The sequence below is a fragment of the Bacillus cereus group sp. MG9 genome, from assembly GCF_040459995.1.
In the GTDB taxonomy this organism is placed as follows: domain Bacteria; phylum Bacillota; class Bacilli; order Bacillales; family Bacillaceae_G; genus Bacillus_A; species Bacillus_A mycoides.
In genome coordinates this window covers 1,732,168-1,751,330 of the sequence record NZ_JARVHC010000001.1, presented here as the reverse complement: position 1 = coordinate 1,751,330, position 19,163 = coordinate 1,732,168, and the positions used below count along the sequence as shown (strand labels likewise).

Below are 19,163 nucleotides of genomic sequence, written 5' to 3'. Positions count from 1 at the left end.
CTTCATTCTCCTTCCCGCTTTAAACTGCACTCCGGTAAACAAACGACAAACTTACACCCTCCGCCAGTTTCTCGGTCTTCTAATCTCACTTCTCCTCCGAGCTCTGTTACCATTTCGTTTATGTAAGAAAGTCCAATTCCTGTTGATGGTGTTCCCGTTTGATCATACTTTGAAGTAAATCCAGGCTTAAATACTAATTTCTTATATTTTTGTGCAATACCAGGTCCATCATCAATTACTTCAAAGAATATATGGTTATCAAGTTTATATAACTTAATAATAATAACGCCATTATCCGCAATTGCTTCAACTGCATTTGCAACTAAATTATTAAAAATTGATAAGACCGTATACACATGATATTCTGCATGCTCACCTTCTATATGTTTAGAAAAACGTATATCTTTTCCCAACATTTCAGCGTACTTCTCATTTATTCTCACAATCATTTCCGCAAGCTCATGTCCTTCTACATACTCAGCCACACTTTTATCTAATAACAGTTTAGATAACCCTGCAAAAATTCTTTGATTATCCTTTTTTATTTCATGTACTTCTCCCGCTATTTTCAATGCTGTTTTACTACTCGAATCATCGTTCGCTTGTAAATTCCGATATAATTGATACGCTGTTTGTGTAATTAACTCCGCATTTTGTAACGTTTTTTTCAAATGAACAGATTCCACATATAAGTTAGAAAGATGCAGCAACATTTTTTCATTTTCTTTTCGCACTTGTGATTCTTTTAATTTTGTTTCATACAAGTTCATCATATTTAAAAAACCAAGCGCAAAGAAACTACGAAAAATAGCAATAATAATTAGTTTATTCACTTCAGAAACTGTTATCGTTGTCCCCAGCACTAACATATGATAAAACGCAAGTTCAGACATACTTGCGATAATTTCAATTGTAATTCCAAGACATCCTATCACAATTGGCTTCTGATGAAACTTATTCACCCTACAAAGCGAAAAAAGACTTCCATAAATAAAATAATAAAAGAACACAGGATAACGCAAATAAAATGATTCTGTCATATGGAATGAACCTTGCAATACCCAGTCAAGACATACACGAAATAAGACTACAGATATACCTACAAGAATACCTGCAGCTGCTGCTGGCACTCTTCTTAAAAATAGTAATAAAAAGAAGAAAAGCGGTGTCCCGAAACTAACACGAAACATATCATTAAAAGGATGAAAATTCAGCTCTCCAGCAATCGGAACAACAACCATTAATATAATTAAAAGATACATATCTTTCTTCCATAATTGATTCCAATTCAAAGGTGCCACTTCCTATGCTTTTTTTCAATTGTAAAAGTGAAAGCCCGCTTATAATTATAAACGGGCTTTATTTCTATATTCTAACCTTTTCTACCGCTTTTATTTGGCGATACTCCGGTTCCCATATTGCTTCTTTTACTGCAATCTTAATATCGTCATCACTTAAGTTCTCTCTAGCAACACCTTCTGCAACTGCAACTTTTGCTACTTCAATCGCAACCAGTTCAGAGATATTACGTAACTCTTCAACTTCTGGCAAAATAGGCGCTCCTGGCTGACTTGTATCTACCATACTTGCAACTGCTTCTGCTGCTGCTGCGAACATTCCATCCGTCATGACGCTTGCACGAACAACAATTGTACCAAGACCTAGTCCTGGGAAAATAAGTGCGTTATTTGACTGTCCAATCACATACGTTACACCGTTATATGTAACCGGTTCAAACGGACTTCCTGTTGCAACTAATGCTTTTCCTTCTGTCCACTCGATTAAATCTGCTGGTTTCGCTTCAGCAAGTGGCGTTGGATTCGACATTGGTAAAATGATTGGTCTTTCTACATGAGAAGCCATTTCTTTAATAATTTCCTCTTTAAATGCGCCCGCAACAGTAGATGTACCAATTAAAATTGTCGGTTTTACATGTTTCACAACTTCAGCAAGTCCGATAGCATCATTTTGTTTCCAATCACTTACTTCAGCTTCTTTTCTTGCATATGGAATTTGGAAATCAAGAAGATCTTCCATATTATCTGTAACCAACCCATTACGGTCAATACACCAGAAACGATTATGTGATTCTTCGTCTGATAAGCCGACACGAACCATTGCATCTCTTACTTGATCTGCGATACCGATTCCAGCCGTACCAGCACCAAACACAACTACACGGTGTTCACTTAACGGTACACCAGAAGCTTTTACTGCCGATAATACAGCAGCAAGTGAAACTGCCCCTGTACCTTGAATATCATCATTAAACGTACAAACGTCATGACGATATTTATCTAAAATTTTTCGTGCATTACGAGAACTGAAGTCTTCCCAATGTAGAAGTGCTTTCGGGAATTGTTTATTTACCGCTTGAACAAACGTATCAATAAATTCATCGTAAGCTTCACCTGTTATACGAGGGTGACGATTTCCAATATAAAATGGATTGTTTAATAATTCCTCACGATTTGTACCTACATCTAAAATTACCGGTAATACACGGCTAGGATCGATTCCAACTGCGGCCGTATATACAGCCAATTTCCCGATTGCGATGTTAATTCCACCAACACCCCAATCACCAATTCCTAATATACCTTCTCCATCCGTTACAACGACTAAATCAATGTTTTCAGCTGTTGCACCGATATTTGCAAATGCATCTTCAATACCTGATGGATCGTTAATTGATAAATAAATGCCACGTGGTTTACGGTATTCATGACTATATCTTTGAATTGCTACACCTACAGTTGGTGTATATACAATCGGTAACATTTCACGTAAATGCTCTGTTAAAATACGATAAAATAACACTTCATTTCGATCATGTAACGCTGTTAAGTATACATTCTTTAATAAATCATCCGGCTGAGAACTAAATTGTTCATATGCTCGGCGTGCTTGTTCTTCTAACGTTAAAACCGCTGGCGGTAATAACCCTTTTAAACCTAACTCTTCTCTTTCCTCTTGTGTGAAAGCTACCCCTTTATTTAAAAGTGGTGTTGATAATACTTCTGCTCCCCTTAATGTTGTTTCTAATGCACCATTAGAAGCCACTGTAAACTTACTCATAACATCCCTACCTCTATTCATATATAGCATTTCTATATTGTAAACAAAAAAGAGGGGATTGTCCCCCTCTTCTTTTAATTTTTCTTTAAAAGAGTTGCTCCTGCAATCCCTGGGTGTGTCATTTCGAATGGATCTAGAATTAACTCTAATTCTTCTTGTGACAATACACCATTTTTCACACATAGTTCTCGAACGGATTGCCCTGTCGCAATTGCTTCTTTCGCAACGCGAGCTGCTGCTTCATAGCCGATATGAGGGTTCACGGCTGTAATAATTCCTACACTCTTCTCAACGTACTCTTTTAAGCGATCTTCATTCGCTTCAATTCCTTTTAAGCAATTATCTGTAAAGGCACGGAAACCGTTATTCATAATGCTAATAGATTGAAGTAAGTTGAAAACAAGTACTGGTTCCATAACATTTAATTCTAATTGTCCTGCTTCTGAAGCAAGGCAAATTGTATGGTCGTTACCAATTACTTGGAACGCAATTTGATTAATTACTTCTGGCATAACAGGGTTTACTTTCCCTGGCATAATAGATGAACCTGGTTGACGAGCTGGTAGCATAATTTCCGCTAATCCAACGCGTGGACCTGATGCCATTAGACGAAGGTCGTTCGCAATTTTAGACATGTTCATCATACATACTTTAAGTGCTGCAGATACTTCAGTGTACGCATCCGTATTTTGAGTTGCATCTACTAAATCTTCTGCACCAACAAGTGGTAATTCACTAATTGTAGCTAAATGTTTTACAACTGCTTCAATATATTCTGGATCCGCATTTAAGCCTGTACCAACTGCAGTTGCTCCCATATTTACTTCATATAGATGTTGACGTGATTGCTTGATACGTTTCATATCACGTTCAAGTACGCGAGAATACGCTTTAAATTCTTGTCCAAGACGAATTGGCACAGCATCTTGTAAATGTGTACGACCCATTTTAATAACATGATCGAACTGTTCTGCTTTTAATTCAAATACATCATGCATATAACCCATCGTTTGTAATAAGCCTTCTAATGCATTTAATGTTGCAATATGAATTGCTGTTGGGAATGCATCGTTTGTTGATTGCGCCATATTTACATGACTGTTCGGACTAATATAATCATAGTCTCCCTTTTCCATTCCTAATAATTCAAGGGCACGATTGGCAATGACTTCATTTGCGTTCATATTCATTGAAGTTCCTGCACCACCTTGAATTGGATCAACGATGAAATGATCATGCCATTTCCCCTCAAGGATTTCTTGTGATGCTTCTGCGATAGCACCACCCTTTTTCAATTCCAATCTTCCTACATCTGCATTAGCAAGTGCTGCCGCTTTTTTAACAATTGCTAACGCTTTAATTAAACCTTCATGGACTTTGTATCCTGTAATCGGGAAATTCTCCACTGCACGCATTGTTTGTACACCGTAGTACGCATAATTTGGTACTTCTTTTTCACCTAAAAAATCTTTTTCAATTCGTACTCCATTTTTAACTTCAGTTAATGTTGCCATGATTACTCACTCCTTAACAATCTTACGCTGCTTTTGTTTGTTTGACCGTTTCTACATATTGTTTTGCTTTCTCATCATCGAATTCGCCTTCCCACTTCGACATAACAATGGCAGCTAATGCATTTCCTAATACATTGACAGCTGAGCGAATCATATCTAAAATGCGGTCAATTCCCGCAATTAATGCGATGCCTTCTAGCGGTAAGCCCATTGATCCTAACGTCGCTAATACAACAACGAATGATGCACCCGGAACTCCCGCCATACCTTTGGATGTTAACATGAGAACGAATAATAGCGTTATTTGCTCCGTCAGTGACATGTGTACACCGTACATTTGTGCAACAAACAATGCCGCTAACGCTTGATAAATAGCTGATCCAGTCAAGTTAAATGTATAACCTGTCGGAATTACGAAAGAGGCAACTGCCTTTGGACAACCGAACTCTTCCATTTTTCTCATTATATTAGGTAAAACAGCTTCTGAACTTGCTGTCGTAAATGAAAGAATAAGTTCTTCTTTTAAAATTTTCATTAATGTAAAAATATTTACTCCAACCATTCGCGCATTAATACCTAATACAATCACAACGAATAGTATAACAGTTACGTATACAGCTAGCACTAGTTTTCCTAAAGGAAGTAGTGTTGCTACACCAAATTTTGCAACCGTAACAGCAATTAATGCGAATACACCAAATGGTGCGAATTTCATCACTTGATTTGTAACCCAGAACATCGCTTCGAGCACACCTTCAAAAAAGTTAAAAACAGGCTTTCCTTTTTCTCCGATTGCTGCAACTCCTAAACCGAATAGTACTGAGAAGAATATAATCGGTAATAAGTCACCTTGTGTAATAGACTCAAATATATTTTTCGGTACAATATGAACAATCGTTTCTGCAAAGCCTTTCTTCTCTGTTGCATCTGCTGTTTGTTTATAAGAAGAAATATCACTTTGCTGTAAATTACTCATATCAACGCCAGTACCTGGTTGGAATATATTTGCTGCAAGTAATCCCATTAAAATAGCAATCGTCGTAATAATTTCGAAATAAAGAATTGTCTTACCGCCCAGTTTCCCAAGCTTTTTCATATCACCTACACCAGCTACCGCAACAATTAATGCTGAAATAACAATCGGTACTACAATCATTTTAATTAAATGAATAAATATATCCCCAACTGGTGTGATATAAGAAATCGCCGTTTTATTGCCATAAAAGATTGCCCCTACTACAATCCCTAAAACAAGTGCGACAAAAATTTGTGTTGCCAATCCGAATTTTTTCATTTATGTTCATCCCCTTTTATGCGAACGCTTTCATTTCGTATTTATAAAAGCTTACTCACACATCATATAGGCGAACCTACAAAATCATACAAAAACCTACAAGTTCGTCACAAAAAATTCAAATTTATTTCTTATAATATTCATTGACACTTTTTTATAAAAAAGAAATAAAATAACCTTGATAAAACATCAGATTATTTCGTATAATCTAAAAGATATACGTATTCTAAATAAATGGGGATGAAAAGGAGTGGATGTTATGAAAAATCACGTGAAGAAGTTCATCATATCTATTTCTTTTCTATTTCATTTTCTTACGAAGGAACAAAGGCATTCGCCTTTGTTCCTTTTTTATTGCAATCTATATAGGGGGAATTGTTATGAAACCATATAAACGCGTCCTAATTAAACTAAGTGGCGGCGCACTTGCTGATCAATCTGGAAATAGCTTTAACTCCAAACGATTAGAACATATCGCAAACGAAATAATATCCATTATTGACTTAGATATCGAAGTATCCATTGTCATCGGCGGCGGTAACATTTTCAGAGGTCATCTAGCTGAAGAATGGGGAATTGATCGTGTAGAAGCTGATAATATCGGTACGCTAGGTACGATTATTAACAGCTTAATGCTTCGCGGCGTTTTAACAAGTAAAACAGATAGAGAAGTACGCGTTATGACTTCCATCCCTTTTAATGCAGTAGCTGAACCATATATTCGCCTACGTGCAGTACATCATTTAGATAACGGTTATGTTGTCATATTCGGTGGTGGTAACGGGCAACCATTCGTTACAACAGATTACCCAAGTGTACAAAGAGCCATTGAAATGAATAGCGACGCCATTTTAGTCGCAAAACAAGGAGTAGACGGTGTCTTTACAAGTGATCCGAAACATAACAAATCAGCGAAAATGTACAGTAAACTGAACTATAACGATATTGTTAGGCAAAACATACAAGTAATGGATCAAGCAGCTTTATTGCTTGCTCGAGATTATAATTTACCGGCACACGTCTTTAACTTTGATGAGCCTGGTGTTATGAAAAGAATTTGTTTAGGTGAACATGTTGGGACGTTGATTAATGATGATGTTTCGATGCTTGTGCATGAAAAATAGTATTTTCCATTAACAAAGGGAGCTTTTACAGATCATCTTCTTTAGTGAAGTGCTTTAAGTGACCATAATGTTGATAGAACAAACTTAAATAAAGTGAAACTTTAATCAGTGGAGGTTTTGTCCATCCCCACTGATTATTAGCCTTCTCCAATCGGGCTTTTACGAGCATTTGATCTCCCACCTAACTTCTTTGCTTTAGCCGAATTTTGAGGTGGGAATCTTACCGCTCGTTAATGTAGGATAAATAGTCCCCTACTTTGTATAACAAGGGGACTTAAGTTTTTATCGTAAACTTATCAAGGCCCTTTATAAGTTTAGAATTTCTTTATGAGAGCTCTTCTGAATCCCACACTTCAATAAATTCAAAACCTTTTAAATCACTTTGTTCAATTAAAACCTTCAATTCATCCGAAATAAAAACAGCCGTAGGATGAATTTTTCCATTTATGTAAACCTTAAAAATCATTTCATTTTGAACTATATTAAAATCAAATGCGAACTTTTCACAACCTACTATAAGGCCTGTAATCAGTTTTTTCAAGATTGCTTTATCTCCATCAATTGCATCTAGTACATTCAACACATGGACCAAGTAATATACCTCACTAGTTGAATTGCGTAAAAGTGGTAAGAATTCAACATTATCGCCTATTAAAGGTTCAAGCACTTGCTTGGCTTTTTCACTAATCATTGGTGCACCAGTTCCTCCCCAAAATTTAGGGAAATCACTATAATTATCTCCTTCAATACACTCTATATATATATTGCCCCATGAATTTGCTAAATGAGTTATTGAATTTATTTTTCCATCAATATATTTTTTGTGGTCTTCTTCAAAATTTAATAACTGGAAAGACTCATAGTTATTAAACTTACTTTTTAATTGCCAAATCTTCATATTTTCCCTCCTACATGCTCTGTTACTTACTCAAGTTTCATTACTTTGGTTGATTTAGTTTTATACTGCCATCTAATAATCCTTCTCTGATTGTCTGGAGTGCTGCAACAGCATCAGCTTGAGTACCACCAAACTCTTTAATCTCTGTCAGTGTATCATATACTAATTCTATATACTCTGGTCCATGATTACCTATATGCATTGCCTCCGTAGTTACATATTTACTATCTATTGCTCGATATCCAGGTAAAAATACTCCGTTAACAGCAGAGTTAGGGTCTATTTCAAACTCTTTCATTAATTTTTGTATTTCCACAGCCCTACCATCGTTCCACGGTACAATATGATGTGCTGCATTATGGTATGGAGGCGGATCAATCCCAGCGTCTTTTAGTTCTTCACGTAACACTCGGGATGCCGTATAAGAATCAGGATATTCCTTTTCTACAGTTACCCTATCAAGTACTTTATCTGCATAATCCTTAATTACCTCTTGTACATCCTTAACTCTACTTTTTCTACCAGTCGTAGAAAACATAAATGTTTCACGAGCTTTTTGTAAAACTTCAAATATTTTTATTTGATTGCTTCCAAATCCACTTGCACCTGCAAATGCCAACCGATCCGTCAGTGGCAATTTATTTGCGAAAGAAGACATTCCTGTAGAGAATTTTGCACCTTTTGCTAATGTAGTGACTTTACTTATCCCCTTCTCACCAATGAGCCCAAGTCCAATTTGTGTAAAAGCATAACTTCCCCACTTAGCACGACTTTCAGCGTCTCCATTTATTACATCATTAACAAACGAATCTGACAATGTGTTCCACATAGCAGGTAAGGTTTCATCTAAATGAGTAACAGCGTAGCCCATGTTCTCCCATGTTTCCCATTTACCAAGTGCCACAACACCATCTATTGTATCTTCAACAGCTTGACCCGTACCTTCTAAAATACCATCTATAATTTTTTCAGATGTAGATTTTTCAGGAGGTTTCTTGCACACCGCTCCCTTCTTCCATTGATCCTTCCTTTAAAAGATTATCAACTTGACGTTTTCTTTCATCAACAATTTCTTGAATCGAAACGGTCCAATCCATATTTAATCCTTGTGTACTAAACGTACCACTTACAGGACTAAATCCTTTCCCGCTTTGGACTTCAGCGAGGCCGGCAGTAATGCTAGCCACTAGTTGAAGAGCTGTGCTGTAGTTATTACTGGACGTATAGTTTAATTCAGATAGATGATTATTTTGATTTATAAAAATTTTCAGTTATAAAACTACAGTTTTTTAAGCATTCAACTAGAACTCACTTAGAACCCTTAATCAAAATAGAGACATTAGCTTAACTTTACTTTAACTACATATTGAATTTTTTACCGAAGCGCAAATGAAGACGGAGGGGCACCCGCCAGACCAGACTATTTTTTAACTACCAATAATAAATTATAAAATAAGAAAGAACCTTCTGTTTTTGAAGGTTCTTTCTTACTTCTCAACTTTTTGAATAAACAATACAGCTTTCTATTTACTATATTCTACATTTCCATTATTCCAGTTAAATCATCACAAATAAAAATCAACTAATCCCGCCAACTTCTCCTTACAACGCTCCCAAAAAGATAAGTTATCAAAAAACTCTTTCGTCATTTCTTTCGAATCATGAAAATCTTGTGTTAACGCCGCATTCACTTCTGATACGATAGATCCACCATGAATATACAAATTCATCTCATCATTTATATAGAAGCTACGCGCAGTAAAGTTTGTTGTACCAATAACGGTTAATTCATTATCAATCAGCATTAACTTCCCATGAAACATCCCTTTTTTATAGCCATATACAGTAATCCCATTTTTAACAGCTTGACGTATGTAAGGATACGCCGCCTCTTTAATGAGAGGAATATCTGGTTTATATGACCATAGTATTTTCACTGTAACACCACGCTTTTGCGCCCCAATTAAAGCATTCATTAATTCTTTATTTTTCGCTATAAAATAAGGCGTTGTAATTACAATCGAATGCTTCGCTTGTTTTATTAACTCTATATATTTTTCAGCGACATAATGTCCATTGTAACTAGCCATAGTATGTAACGTGTTCCCTTTACTAGCCTTATTCTTACTCCTCTTTATATCTTCTTTCGCATCTCGTTTCCAATCTAAAGCAAACTGTTCTTCTAAATCTTTCGCTCCTTCCCCTCTTATCCGTACATGATAGTCACGCCAATATCCAAATCGCTTATCTTTCCCTAAGTACTCATCCCCCATATTAAAGCCACCCGTATAGCCAATCTCCCCATCAATCGTCGTAATACGACGATGATTACGATGATGAAGTGAATAAAATCCGAATGGCAATTCAGGTTTTCTACTATATGTAAAATGTACACCACTTTCCCGCAATTCATTTTTCATCTTTCTTTCAAATGATAAATCATTAATGCGATCAACCGATAAATATACGTTTACTCCTTCTTTCGCCTTCTCCTTTAATAAGTTTAAAAAAGTATGGCTACTTTTATCATCCGATAAAATATAAAAATAAGTGTAAATAGATCGCTTCGCTTCACTTATATCAGTAAATAACTGTTTATAAAACGACTTCCCTTCCACATATAATTGAAAGTCACTATAATGAGGTGCATACTCTGTCGGCATGTTTTTCCCGGCTTCCATTTTCCTTCCGAGCGTAACGTCAATATGCATCCAAATTAAAATAACAACGAAAATAGCAATAATAATAGAAGTAACTCGCAATATCTTTTTAATCATTTGGATTTCCTTCCGATCATATTACTTACTATTTCGTAGTGTTTCATTAAATTACTTTTTCATACGAAATGTATTCCTTACTTTTAATTACGAACAAAAAAGGCGTGGCATTTACGCCACACCTTTTTTCATTAAACAAAGTTCCTCGCATCATTATTTCTTCCAAACTTATAAATAGCAATTAAGAAGAATGCTATCGCGAAAGCGAATAAAATTAAAATATTTAAATACAACTCAGAAAATGGAATGCCTTGCTGTAGTTTTGAAATCGTATCTAGTAACCAACGCTGCGGAAGGAAATCAGCTACTTTTTGTACTGCTTTCGGCATAATGTCGTACGGGAAATAACATCCAGCAAGTAAACATGTTGGTACTATTACTATATTTTGCATTGCATTTGAAGCAGTTGAACTTTTTGAAAAAGACACAATGACTAACGATAAACCAATTGCAATTAAAGCGAATATCATAAGCACACCAATCATAACTATGAAAGGCATATTTATAGTTGTGTGAAAAACATTCGTCATAAAGAATACTGCAATTACAATTTGTACTGTTAATATCATCATATTTACTGCGACATTAGATAATATAAATTTCTTTCCGTCAATCGGCGTTGATAATAATCTAAAATACGTTCTGTTCTCTTTTTCTTTTAAAATAAATCCTGATAAATTCACTGCTGAAAATAACATAAACATAATAAGATAACCCATCGTTTGATTTGTCATATCTTTATTTTTTGAAGTATCTTCAAGTGTCTCAGACTTTACTTTAAATGAACTTTTTTGATAACCCGCGTACATACTATTAAACGTACTTTGATCGGCCCCTGCCACTTTACTAATCGCAGCGATGTTATCAACATAGTTATATAAATACGATTTTATAAATCCTGTTACTTGATCGCCTTTAATCGATGAAATCTCAATATGACTCGGTTTCCCTTCTCGAACACTTTCAGAAAAACCAGACTGTAATGTAATAACACCATCAAGTTTTTTTGAAGTGAGTTTATCTTCCACTTCAGATTCCTTAATTTTACTAACATTTACATGATTGAGTCCTTCTAAAAATTTCACTGTATCATTTGCGATAGGTTGATTTTCTTTATTTATAACCCCAATATTTAACGTTCCTTGCCCTACATTCCCATATATCGAAAAGGAAATGAGCGTTCCTATTATCGGCAAGCTAATAATAATGAGTAACCCCTTTTTATTTTTCAGAAGCACAGATAACGTTTTTTGTATGAGCCATAAAATATCTTTCATACTATAGCCCCTCCCGTCTACGTAATGCAATAATCGCAATTAATAAGAAGATTGCTGAAATCCCAAGATTTAAAGATATTACCGGCAGTGCCGCTCCTACATCATTTGCATAAATAATTTTCATAATAGCTGTGTTTGCCCACGTTAATGGTGATAAATTCGTAACGAAATTTTCTTCCACTACGAAATACGCACCACCAAAAATAGACGCTAATTGCACAACAACCATAATAATCGCTCTAGATGCCTCACCTGTTTTTGTAATATATCCGATTCCTAAACCGAAGCTAATTGCTAAAAAGACTTCTGTTAGTAAAATAATAAATATGATTCCAATATGGTCGCCCCAATTCGCTTGAAAAACAAATTTACTAAATAAAACGACAAGTAATAGACAAAGTGCATTCGCTACAAGACTACCGAGCACTTTCCCAATGAAAATTTCAGCCTTACTTATAGGTGCTGCAATTAAACGATCTCCTGTTTTACGTATTCGTTCTCCTCGAATTAAAAAACTCGCCCCCATTGCAGCGTACAGTGCAATCATCGTCGTCATTACAACCGCATAGTAATCCATAGAACCTGGTTTTTTAGCAGCTTGTAAAGATGTTTCTTTAATATAATCATTATGATTTCCGTTTGAAATAACTGCGCTAACCTTACTCGGGTCTACTTTTGCAACTTCGGCCACTACGTTGTACTTATCAACAAATGTTGTAAGCATGCCTTCCACAATACTTCCCTCAATACTACTTTTGTCACTTCCATAAAATTTTGCACCATCTTTATTTAACTCTACATAAGCAGCATATTTATTTTGCTTCACTTCTTCTTTCCCATCTATACCTTCGGAAGCTTTTTTAAAATGAATACCTGATTTATCGACTTCTTTCGTAAATGCTTCAAATGATTGAGAAAACGTGCTACTTGCTTCATCTTTATATAGCACTTGTATATCCTTAAACGATTGACTATCGCTATTAAATGCATTCGTTAACGCTGTTCCTAACACAAGCATAAGTACAATCGGAAATGCTAACATAAAAACTAAAGTTCTTACGTCCCTGAAATCTCTTTTAATGTGCATCACTGCAATGTTAAAGATGTTCAATTGATGAACCTCCCTTTACCTTTTCTTCATTTACCTTTATTTATCTCGTAAGTTTCTTCCAGTTAACGTAAGAAATACTGTTTCTAAGTTTGGAGCCTGCTCCTCTAACGAACGAATTTCAATGTCATGATTAATGAAATGCTGAATAATTTTATTTAAATTATTTAATCCTGCATCCGAGTTTACCTTGATTACGTTCTCTTCAATTTGAACAGCTTTCACACCATTTATCTCTTTTAAATTTTCTACATCTAAATTTTCTACTGACTTTACTTCAATCCAAATATCTTTCGTATCTGTAATAATTGCTTTTAACTGTTCTTTCGTTCCTTCTGCAATTACTTTACCGTGATCGACAATTGCTATTTTCGTACAAATCTCTTCTACTTCTTCCATGTAGTGACTCGTATAAATAATCGTACTTCCCATTTCATTTAATTTTCGGACAGACTGAAGAATGTAGTTCCTTGACTGCGGATCAATTCCAACTGTCGGTTCATCCATAATAATTAACTTCGGTCTATGAGCGATTGCACAAGCGATATTCAGTCTTCGTTTCATCCCGCCAGAAAAGTTTTTCGGATAACTTTTATGTTTATCACTAAGGCCTACAAATTGAAGTGCTTCCTCTACTCTCGCTTTTAGCTCGACTCCTCGTAATCCATACAATCCAGCAAAGAATTTCACATTTTCATAGGCAGTTAACTCTTCATAAATCGCAATATCTTGCGGAACGATACCGATATTCATTTTCGCAAATCGATTATGTTTCTTTATATTTTTTCCTAGTATGCTAATTTCACCTTCATTACTTCTTAACAAACCAGCAATCATATTAATCGTTGTACTTTTACCAGCACCATTTGATCCTAAAAAGCCAAATATCTCTCCTTCTTTAATAGATAAAGACATATTATCTACTGCGATGAAGTCACCAAATTTTTTCGTTAAATTTTTAATTTCCAATGTGTTCATCATTTCACCCCTATTTCGGTTTCTCTGCTTTTATTATAAACAAAAAGAATGAACCTGCTCAGTGCAGAAGTTCACCCTTTTCACATGAGATTATTCACTTTTTTCATATGAGATGATTCATCCTCTTATATCGGCAATAACATTGTTACTGAAAAACCACTTGTTCCATCTACAATAATTTTTCCGTTTACTGATGCTGTTCGCTCCTCCATTCCCATAATACCGAGGCCTTTCTTAACAAGAGCTGCACCTTTACCATTATCCTTCACTTGTACTTTCACCATCTTGTTCAGTACATGAATATCTATTGAAATGACTGTCGCATCAGCATATTTCATCGCGTTTGTTAGTGCCTCCGTAACATTTTCACCAATAATCTTCCACTGAATCGGTGAAATCATATCTAAATTCCCTTTATATACGAAAGGAATATTTATATCATGCTTACCGGCAAATTCCTCTATGAATAATTTCATACGATGAATACCAATTTGCTCAGTTGGTGGCTTCATATTTTTTAATGTAATCCGAATGCTTTCAATTCCATCTTTTGAAATATGAATTGCATTTTGTAATAACTCAGCAGATTTCACTTTATCTATTTCCATTAATCTCTTCGCTGCTTCCATTTGAATAAGTGCACCTGTCATTGAGTGACCGATTTTATCATGAATTTCTTGAGATAGTCGATTTCTTTCCTCTAATTTAAATGTGTATTCAGATTGCCTTATGTAATCTTTATTTTCATTTAAACTTTTCGTAAGTCTTTGTATGTCTTTTCTCATTTTATCATTTTGCATTTCTAGTTTTAATAATCGTGCTATATAGCGATGAGCTATCGTTAAGGAAAAAAAACAAAATGCACTAATAAGTCCATACGTCATTTGAATACCTTCACCTATAAAAATAATAGGAAGAATCATAATGAAAAAGATTAACCATTTCTTTTTTATGTAATAATTTGCAATTTCATATAAGTTCAAAGGTAAAAACAAAATAAAAAACGGATGAACCTTCCATGTAAATAACATAACTACGCCAATTGACACACAAGTTAATATGTTTTTGTACGTATCTTTTTTAAATATAGAGATCAACACATTGACAGAAAGATATAAAAGCAAAGTAAGTATAATCCACGGTAAGTTCGTAACATTTAAATGAATGTAGCTAAACACTATATATAAAAAGACAATAAGTTTACTTACAGTTAACCAAAATTCCATAACATTAATCTACTTTCCCTGTTAAGTAATAAATCGCAATTTGTGTGCGATGTTCTAGTCCAGTTTTCCCTAAAACTGATGTAATATAATTTGCAATCGTTCCTTCAGATATGAAAAGTTGCTTCGAAATTTCTTTATTTGAGAAACCTTTCGCAATTAATGCGATAATACTAAGCTCTCTTTCTGTAAAAAGACTCTTATCAATTTTAGATTCTTCCTCTTTATTTTCCATTAAATTAGACTTAATTTTATCAAGCACTACATCTTGCATAACAGTTTGACCGTTATAAACTCCTTTTATCGCATCACGAATACGCTCCGGATCATTATTTTTTAACAAATAACCTTTCGCTCCGTTTTTTACTGCATCCAAAATATATTCATCATCATCAAACGTCGTTAAAATGAGAGGCTTCGTTTTTGTCTCTTCACAAATTAACTTCGTCGCCTCTACCCCGTTCATGTTTGGCATACGAACATCTAAAAGCGCGATATCAACTTCATACTTTTTACAATACGCTACAGCCTCTTTCCCATCATTTACAGTATCTAATACTTCAAACTCTTCGTATGTATTTAAAATAATTTTCATGCCTTCTCTAATAAAAGAATTATCGTCCGCTATTAATATTTTAATTTTCATGTTTGTTAGTATGGACCTTCCCCTACTAACATTCACATCCTTTCTCTGTGTAACATTTCCTTCTTGCTCATTATATACTTCTCTTTACCATTTTTTCACACCTTTTTCATATAGCCCTCCTGCTAAAAATATATTATTCTTTTTTTATAACATGTGTAGGGTGACTTATCATTTCTTACGTCTATATAATAGAATGCGTCAAAAAGGAGGGAGAGACCGATTGAGGAAAAACAATTAGTTGAAAAAGCACAACAAGGAAGCGAACATGCTTTTCGTATCCTTGTACAAACATATCGTCATTATATTTTTCAAGTTATCTTTTCTATTTTAAGACATGAAGAAGATGCTAAAGATGTTACACAAGAAGTATTCGTAAAAATTCACGCCTCTCTCCCAAATTATCAATTTCGCGGATTAAAAACGTGGATGGCACGTATTGCCACCAATCACGCTATTGATTATAAGAGAAAAAAAGCTAGAGAAAACGAAGAACTCTCCTTATGTAAAGAAACTGCGGAAAATATAAAATCCTCTCATAATATTGAGGCTTTATTATTGACGAAAGAGCAAAAATTACTCATTGCTCAAAAACTGAGAGAACTTCCCGACAATTACCGTGACGTCGTTCTCGCACATTACTTAGAAGAAAAAAGTTATCAAGAAATTGCTTTGCAAGAAAATATTGAAGTGAAAACAGTCGAAATGAAACTGTATCGGGCAAGAAAATGGATTAAAAAACATTGGAAGGAGGAAGAGTTTCTATGATGCATTATTCAAAAGAAGATTGGCGCAATTATACATTAGATGTTATATCAAACAATGAACGTGAATCTATGGAAGAACATCTTTATGAATGTGATCATTGTTTAGCACTTTATATGGAAAGTATTGATGAACAACATGAAAACCTTCCAATGATAAATGATGATTCATTTACGAACGAAGTTATGACGCAAATTAATTTTGAAACACTACAATCTAATGAAAATATAAAAACAAACTCACTAAAGCGCACAATTATTCACTACATAATTGCGACTGCGGCTACAATTATTTTTATGGTAAGTGGTTTATTCCAGTATATTTTCACAGCGACATCAAATTTCGAGAAATCTTCAAAACATAACGAGTCTTCTATCTCACAACAAATTGTAAACAAATCGGTAGACACATCAAAAAAGGACGGAGGTTCAAAGCATGAATAAAAATCCCTTTTTAGCACTTGTGTTAGGGCTAATTCCTGGGCTTGGACATTTATATTTAAAGAAATTTGGACGATTTATTTTATATAGCGGCGGGGCTTTATTTCTATTTATCCTTGCAGCATTTTGTACAATAGCATTAGGAGCGCGTGATATTGCTTTTCTTTCTCTATTTTTACTAGTCGTGTTATGGGCGATCAATTTATTAGATTTAGTTATCACTATTATTAATCAATCGAAAAAACAAGCAGCCGGAGAATTTACAGAGTCCTCTAAAGAAAGCGAACGATTTTATATCATTCTTCTATCAATCATTCCTGGGCTTGGTCATTTTCAATTAGGACTTATGCAACGCGGACTTACATTTTTAGTCGCTTGCACAGGAATCGGAAGTATGATTATATTCGTTGCACTCTTAACATCTCAAGGAAGTTTCCTTATCTTTCTTATTACATTACCTGTTTTATGGATTTATAATTTCTTCGATGTTGTTCAACAACTACAGAAAAAAGAACGCGGCGAGCAATTAGTGGATCGTACTATTTTTGAAGAATTTGAAGAGCACCGAGAACAAGGAAAGAAAAATAAAACATTCGCTTCCATTTTAGCAATGTTTCCTGGAGCAGGACATATGTATTTAGGCTTACAGCGCCGTGGTCTTCAGCTTATGGCAGCCTTTTTACTATCTATTTATTTGCTCGACTTATTAAGACTTTCTGCGTTTTTATTTTTAGTACCAATCATTTGGTTCTATAGCTTTTTTGATGCGTTACAGCAAACTGCAAAATACGGAAAAGAACGTGTAAATGACGAACCTATCATTGACTATTTTATCAATCATCAAAGATGGATCGGTATTGGGTTAATTACACTCGGTGGTTATTATTTATTAGATCAAACAGTCCTTCCTATTTTGAATGACTATTTTGCAACTATATTTAATATTCATCTTAGCGAACTATATTATCGCTATTTCCAAACATCTATCGTTGCTCTCCTTTTAATTGGTGGCGGCTTTAAATTGTTACTTGGAAATAAAGAAAACAAAGGTGGTACAAACGAATGAGAACATGGCGCGTTGGAACATTCTCAATGGGGCTCTCCATTATTACATTAGGTTGCTTTTTACTATTTTCAGTCGTAAAAGGAGTTCAAGCATTAGATACATTAACAGCCTGGTGGCCTGTTTTACTTATCATACTTGGCGCTGAAATTTTACTATACCTTCTATTTTCTAAGAAGGAACATTCATTTATTAAATATGATATTTTTAGTATTTTCTTTATCGGAGTTTTAGGAAGTGTTGGAATTGCTTTTTACTGCTTATTATCAACTGGATTGCTAGAAGAAGTTCGTCATTCTATTAACACAACTAGACAAACGAGTAATATTCCAGACGGACAACTTGATATACCTGAATCTATCAAAAAAATCGTAGTGGATGCGGGGCATCACCCTCTAACGATAGAGGGTGATAATACAAATCAAATTCATCTTTTTGGAACATATGAAATGACGACAAAAACAAATGAAAAACCTAATTTAAAAAGAGATGATTTCCTTTCAGTTCAAACGGCTGGAGAAACGATGTATATAACGTTAAAACCATTACCGGTTCAGCATACGTTTTTTAACTTCGCACCACAGGTGAAACAAACACTCGTTCTTCCGCAAAATAAAAATGTAGAGATCCGCGCTTCGAATAACGAACTATCTCTTTATCCAGGTCAATTACAAAATAATTGGTTTGTACAAAACAGTTCAAACGTATCTGTTCATTTAACTAAAGAAAGTGATGTTTCTTTAACAGCCGTAACAAATCAAAAAGAAACTCACGGAAACACACCTTGGGAACAAGTAGAAGATTTAGCGAAAAAAGAAAATAATTCTTCAGAAGAAAATCCAGAATTAAATGGGCAAGAACATTGGTATAAAAACTCGATAAAAACAGGAAATGGAACGTATAAATTAAATATTGAGAAAGCTTATAATTTAAATATGAGCGTTATCGAAAAATAAGAAACCTTCCACAATTGTGGAAGGT

Annotated in this window: 16 protein-coding genes and 1 pseudogene; 5 read left to right on the top strand and 12 right to left on the bottom strand. The window is 34.7% G+C overall.

All coding sequences use genetic code 11. The features are described from left to right. Positions 1-2: 2 nt before the first annotated feature. The 4 genes from QCI77_RS09035 to QCI77_RS09020 all read right to left on the bottom strand — a co-directional run bounded on the left by QCI77_RS09035 (position 3) and on the right by QCI77_RS09020 (position 5,886). A complete protein-coding gene (locus QCI77_RS09035) occupies positions 3-1,301 on the bottom strand; it encodes an ATP-binding protein (RefSeq protein WP_353824788.1) in 1,299 nt (432 codons plus the stop codon). A 64-nt stretch (positions 1,302-1,365) separates the two neighbouring features. Then, the gene (gene malS, locus QCI77_RS09030; RefSeq protein WP_002012227.1) at positions 1,366-3,078 is read right to left on the bottom strand and encodes an oxaloacetate-decarboxylating malate dehydrogenase; all 1,713 of its coding nucleotides are present in this window, start codon (positions 3,076-3,078) and stop codon (positions 1,366-1,368) included. A gap of 74 nt (positions 3,079-3,152) precedes the next feature. Further along, entirely contained in the window at positions 3,153-4,592 is a 1,440-nt protein-coding gene (gene aspA, locus QCI77_RS09025; protein ID WP_002012229.1) for an aspartate ammonia-lyase, read from the bottom strand. Positions 4,593-4,614: 22 nt separating this feature from the next. Further along, the gene (locus QCI77_RS09020) at positions 4,615-5,886 is read right to left on the bottom strand and encodes a cation:dicarboxylate symporter family transporter (RefSeq protein WP_002012230.1); all 1,272 of its coding nucleotides are present in this window, start codon (positions 5,884-5,886) and stop codon (positions 4,615-4,617) included. 380 nt (positions 5,887-6,266) lie between these two features. Between QCI77_RS09020 and pyrH the strand changes: the two genes are divergently transcribed. After that, on the top strand, positions 6,267-7,010 hold the full coding sequence (pyrH, locus tag QCI77_RS09015; RefSeq protein WP_002012233.1) for a UMP kinase: 744 nt from the start codon (positions 6,267-6,269) through the stop codon (positions 7,008-7,010). Positions 7,011-7,335: 325 nt separating this feature from the next. Here the strand turns inward: pyrH and QCI77_RS09010 are convergent, their stop codons facing one another. The 8 genes and pseudogenes from QCI77_RS09010 to QCI77_RS08975 all read right to left on the bottom strand — a co-directional run bounded on the left by QCI77_RS09010 (position 7,336) and on the right by QCI77_RS08975 (position 15,917). After that, complete coding sequence (locus tag QCI77_RS09010; protein WP_353824787.1) at positions 7,336-7,908, bottom strand: imm11 family protein; 573 nt, start codon at positions 7,906-7,908, stop codon at positions 7,336-7,338. 40 nt (positions 7,909-7,948) lie between these two features. After that, positions 7,949-9,152, bottom strand: a pseudogene (locus QCI77_RS09005) (AHH domain-containing protein); the annotation flags it as partial. Between the two features lie 321 nt (positions 9,153-9,473). Further along, positions 9,474-10,685 (bottom strand): cardiolipin synthase, encoded by a 1,212-nt coding sequence (gene cls / locus QCI77_RS09000; RefSeq protein WP_353824786.1) that lies wholly within the window; start codon positions 10,683-10,685, stop codon positions 9,474-9,476. 131 nt (positions 10,686-10,816) lie between these two features. Continuing rightward, positions 10,817-11,962: an ABC transporter permease gene (locus tag QCI77_RS08995; protein WP_002031112.1), complete on the bottom strand. Its 1,146-nt coding sequence runs from the start codon at positions 11,960-11,962 to the stop codon at positions 10,817-10,819. Between the two features lies 1 nt (position 11,963). Continuing rightward, the gene (locus QCI77_RS08990) at positions 11,964-13,073 is read right to left on the bottom strand and encodes an ABC transporter permease (protein ID WP_002141223.1); all 1,110 of its coding nucleotides are present in this window, start codon (positions 13,071-13,073) and stop codon (positions 11,964-11,966) included. A gap of 36 nt (positions 13,074-13,109) precedes the next feature. Beyond that, a complete protein-coding gene (locus QCI77_RS08985) occupies positions 13,110-14,048 on the bottom strand; it encodes an ABC transporter ATP-binding protein (RefSeq protein WP_113735562.1) in 939 nt (312 codons plus the stop codon). 125 nt (positions 14,049-14,173) lie between these two features. After that, positions 14,174-15,274: a sensor histidine kinase gene (locus QCI77_RS08980; RefSeq protein WP_002031110.1), complete on the bottom strand. Its 1,101-nt coding sequence runs from the start codon at positions 15,272-15,274 to the stop codon at positions 14,174-14,176. A gap of 4 nt (positions 15,275-15,278) precedes the next feature. Further along, positions 15,279-15,917 carry a response regulator transcription factor gene (locus QCI77_RS08975; protein ID WP_050551663.1) on the bottom strand — a complete coding sequence of 213 codons (639 nt, stop codon included), beginning with the start codon at positions 15,915-15,917 and terminating at the stop codon, positions 15,279-15,281. 219 nt (positions 15,918-16,136) lie between these two features. Here QCI77_RS08975 and QCI77_RS08970 point away from each other — a divergent pair, with 219 nt between their 5' ends. Genes QCI77_RS08970 through exsE form a run of 4 tightly spaced genes read left to right on the top strand, consistent with a single transcriptional unit; the run spans position 16,137 to position 19,138 of the window. Then, entirely contained in the window at positions 16,137-16,682 is a 546-nt protein-coding gene (locus tag QCI77_RS08970; protein WP_307838321.1) for an RNA polymerase sigma factor, read from the top strand. Continuing rightward, positions 16,679-17,122 (top strand): hypothetical protein, encoded by a 444-nt coding sequence (locus tag QCI77_RS08965; RefSeq protein ID WP_002086380.1) that lies wholly within the window; start codon positions 16,679-16,681, stop codon positions 17,120-17,122. The genes QCI77_RS08970 and QCI77_RS08965 overlap by 4 nt, the downstream gene beginning before the upstream one ends. Then, on the top strand, positions 17,115-18,185 hold the full coding sequence (locus tag QCI77_RS08960) for a hypothetical protein (protein ID WP_002086382.1): 1,071 nt from the start codon (positions 17,115-17,117) through the stop codon (positions 18,183-18,185). Before QCI77_RS08965 ends, QCI77_RS08960 begins: the two co-directional genes overlap by 8 nt. Continuing rightward, the gene (gene exsE, locus QCI77_RS08955) at positions 18,182-19,138 is read left to right on the top strand and encodes an exosporium protein ExsE (RefSeq protein WP_002141220.1); all 957 of its coding nucleotides are present in this window, start codon (positions 18,182-18,184) and stop codon (positions 19,136-19,138) included. Before QCI77_RS08960 ends, exsE begins: the two co-directional genes overlap by 4 nt. Positions 19,139-19,163 lie beyond the last annotated feature (25 nt).

Bases quoted from the DNA above. Each gene is read 5' to 3' on its own strand.
- malS (WP_002012227.1), bottom strand. From the start codon at position 3,078: ATGAGTAAGTTTACAGTGGCTTCTAATGGTGCATTAGAAACAACATTA.
- aspA (WP_002012229.1), bottom strand. From the start codon at position 4,592: ATGGCAACATTAACTGAAGTTAAAAATGGAGTACGAATTGAAAAAGAT.
- QCI77_RS09020 (WP_002012230.1), bottom strand. From the start codon at position 5,886: ATGAAAAAATTCGGATTGGCAACACAAATTTTTGTCGCACTTGTTTTA.
- pyrH (WP_002012233.1), top strand. From the start codon at position 6,267: ATGAAACCATATAAACGCGTCCTAATTAAACTAAGTGGCGGCGCACTT.
- QCI77_RS09010 (WP_353824787.1), bottom strand. From the start codon at position 7,908: ATGAAGATTTGGCAATTAAAAAGTAAGTTTAATAACTATGAGTCTTTC.
- cls (WP_353824786.1), bottom strand. From the start codon at position 10,685: ATGATTAAAAAGATATTGCGAGTTACTTCTATTATTATTGCTATTTTC.
- QCI77_RS08995 (WP_002031112.1), bottom strand. From the start codon at position 11,962: ATGAAAGATATTTTATGGCTCATACAAAAAACGTTATCTGTGCTTCTG.
- QCI77_RS08985 (WP_113735562.1), bottom strand. From the start codon at position 14,048: ATGAACACATTGGAAATTAAAAATTTAACGAAAAAATTTGGTGACTTC.
- QCI77_RS08980 (WP_002031110.1), bottom strand. From the start codon at position 15,274: ATGGAATTTTGGTTAACTGTAAGTAAACTTATTGTCTTTTTATATATA.
- QCI77_RS08975 (WP_050551663.1), bottom strand. From the start codon at position 15,917: ATGAAAATTAAAATATTAATAGCGGACGATAATTCTTTTATTAGAGAA.
- QCI77_RS08965 (WP_002086380.1), top strand. From the start codon at position 16,679: ATGATGCATTATTCAAAAGAAGATTGGCGCAATTATACATTAGATGTT.
- QCI77_RS08960 (WP_002086382.1), top strand. From the start codon at position 17,115: ATGAATAAAAATCCCTTTTTAGCACTTGTGTTAGGGCTAATTCCTGGG.
- exsE (WP_002141220.1), top strand. From the start codon at position 18,182: ATGAGAACATGGCGCGTTGGAACATTCTCAATGGGGCTCTCCATTATT.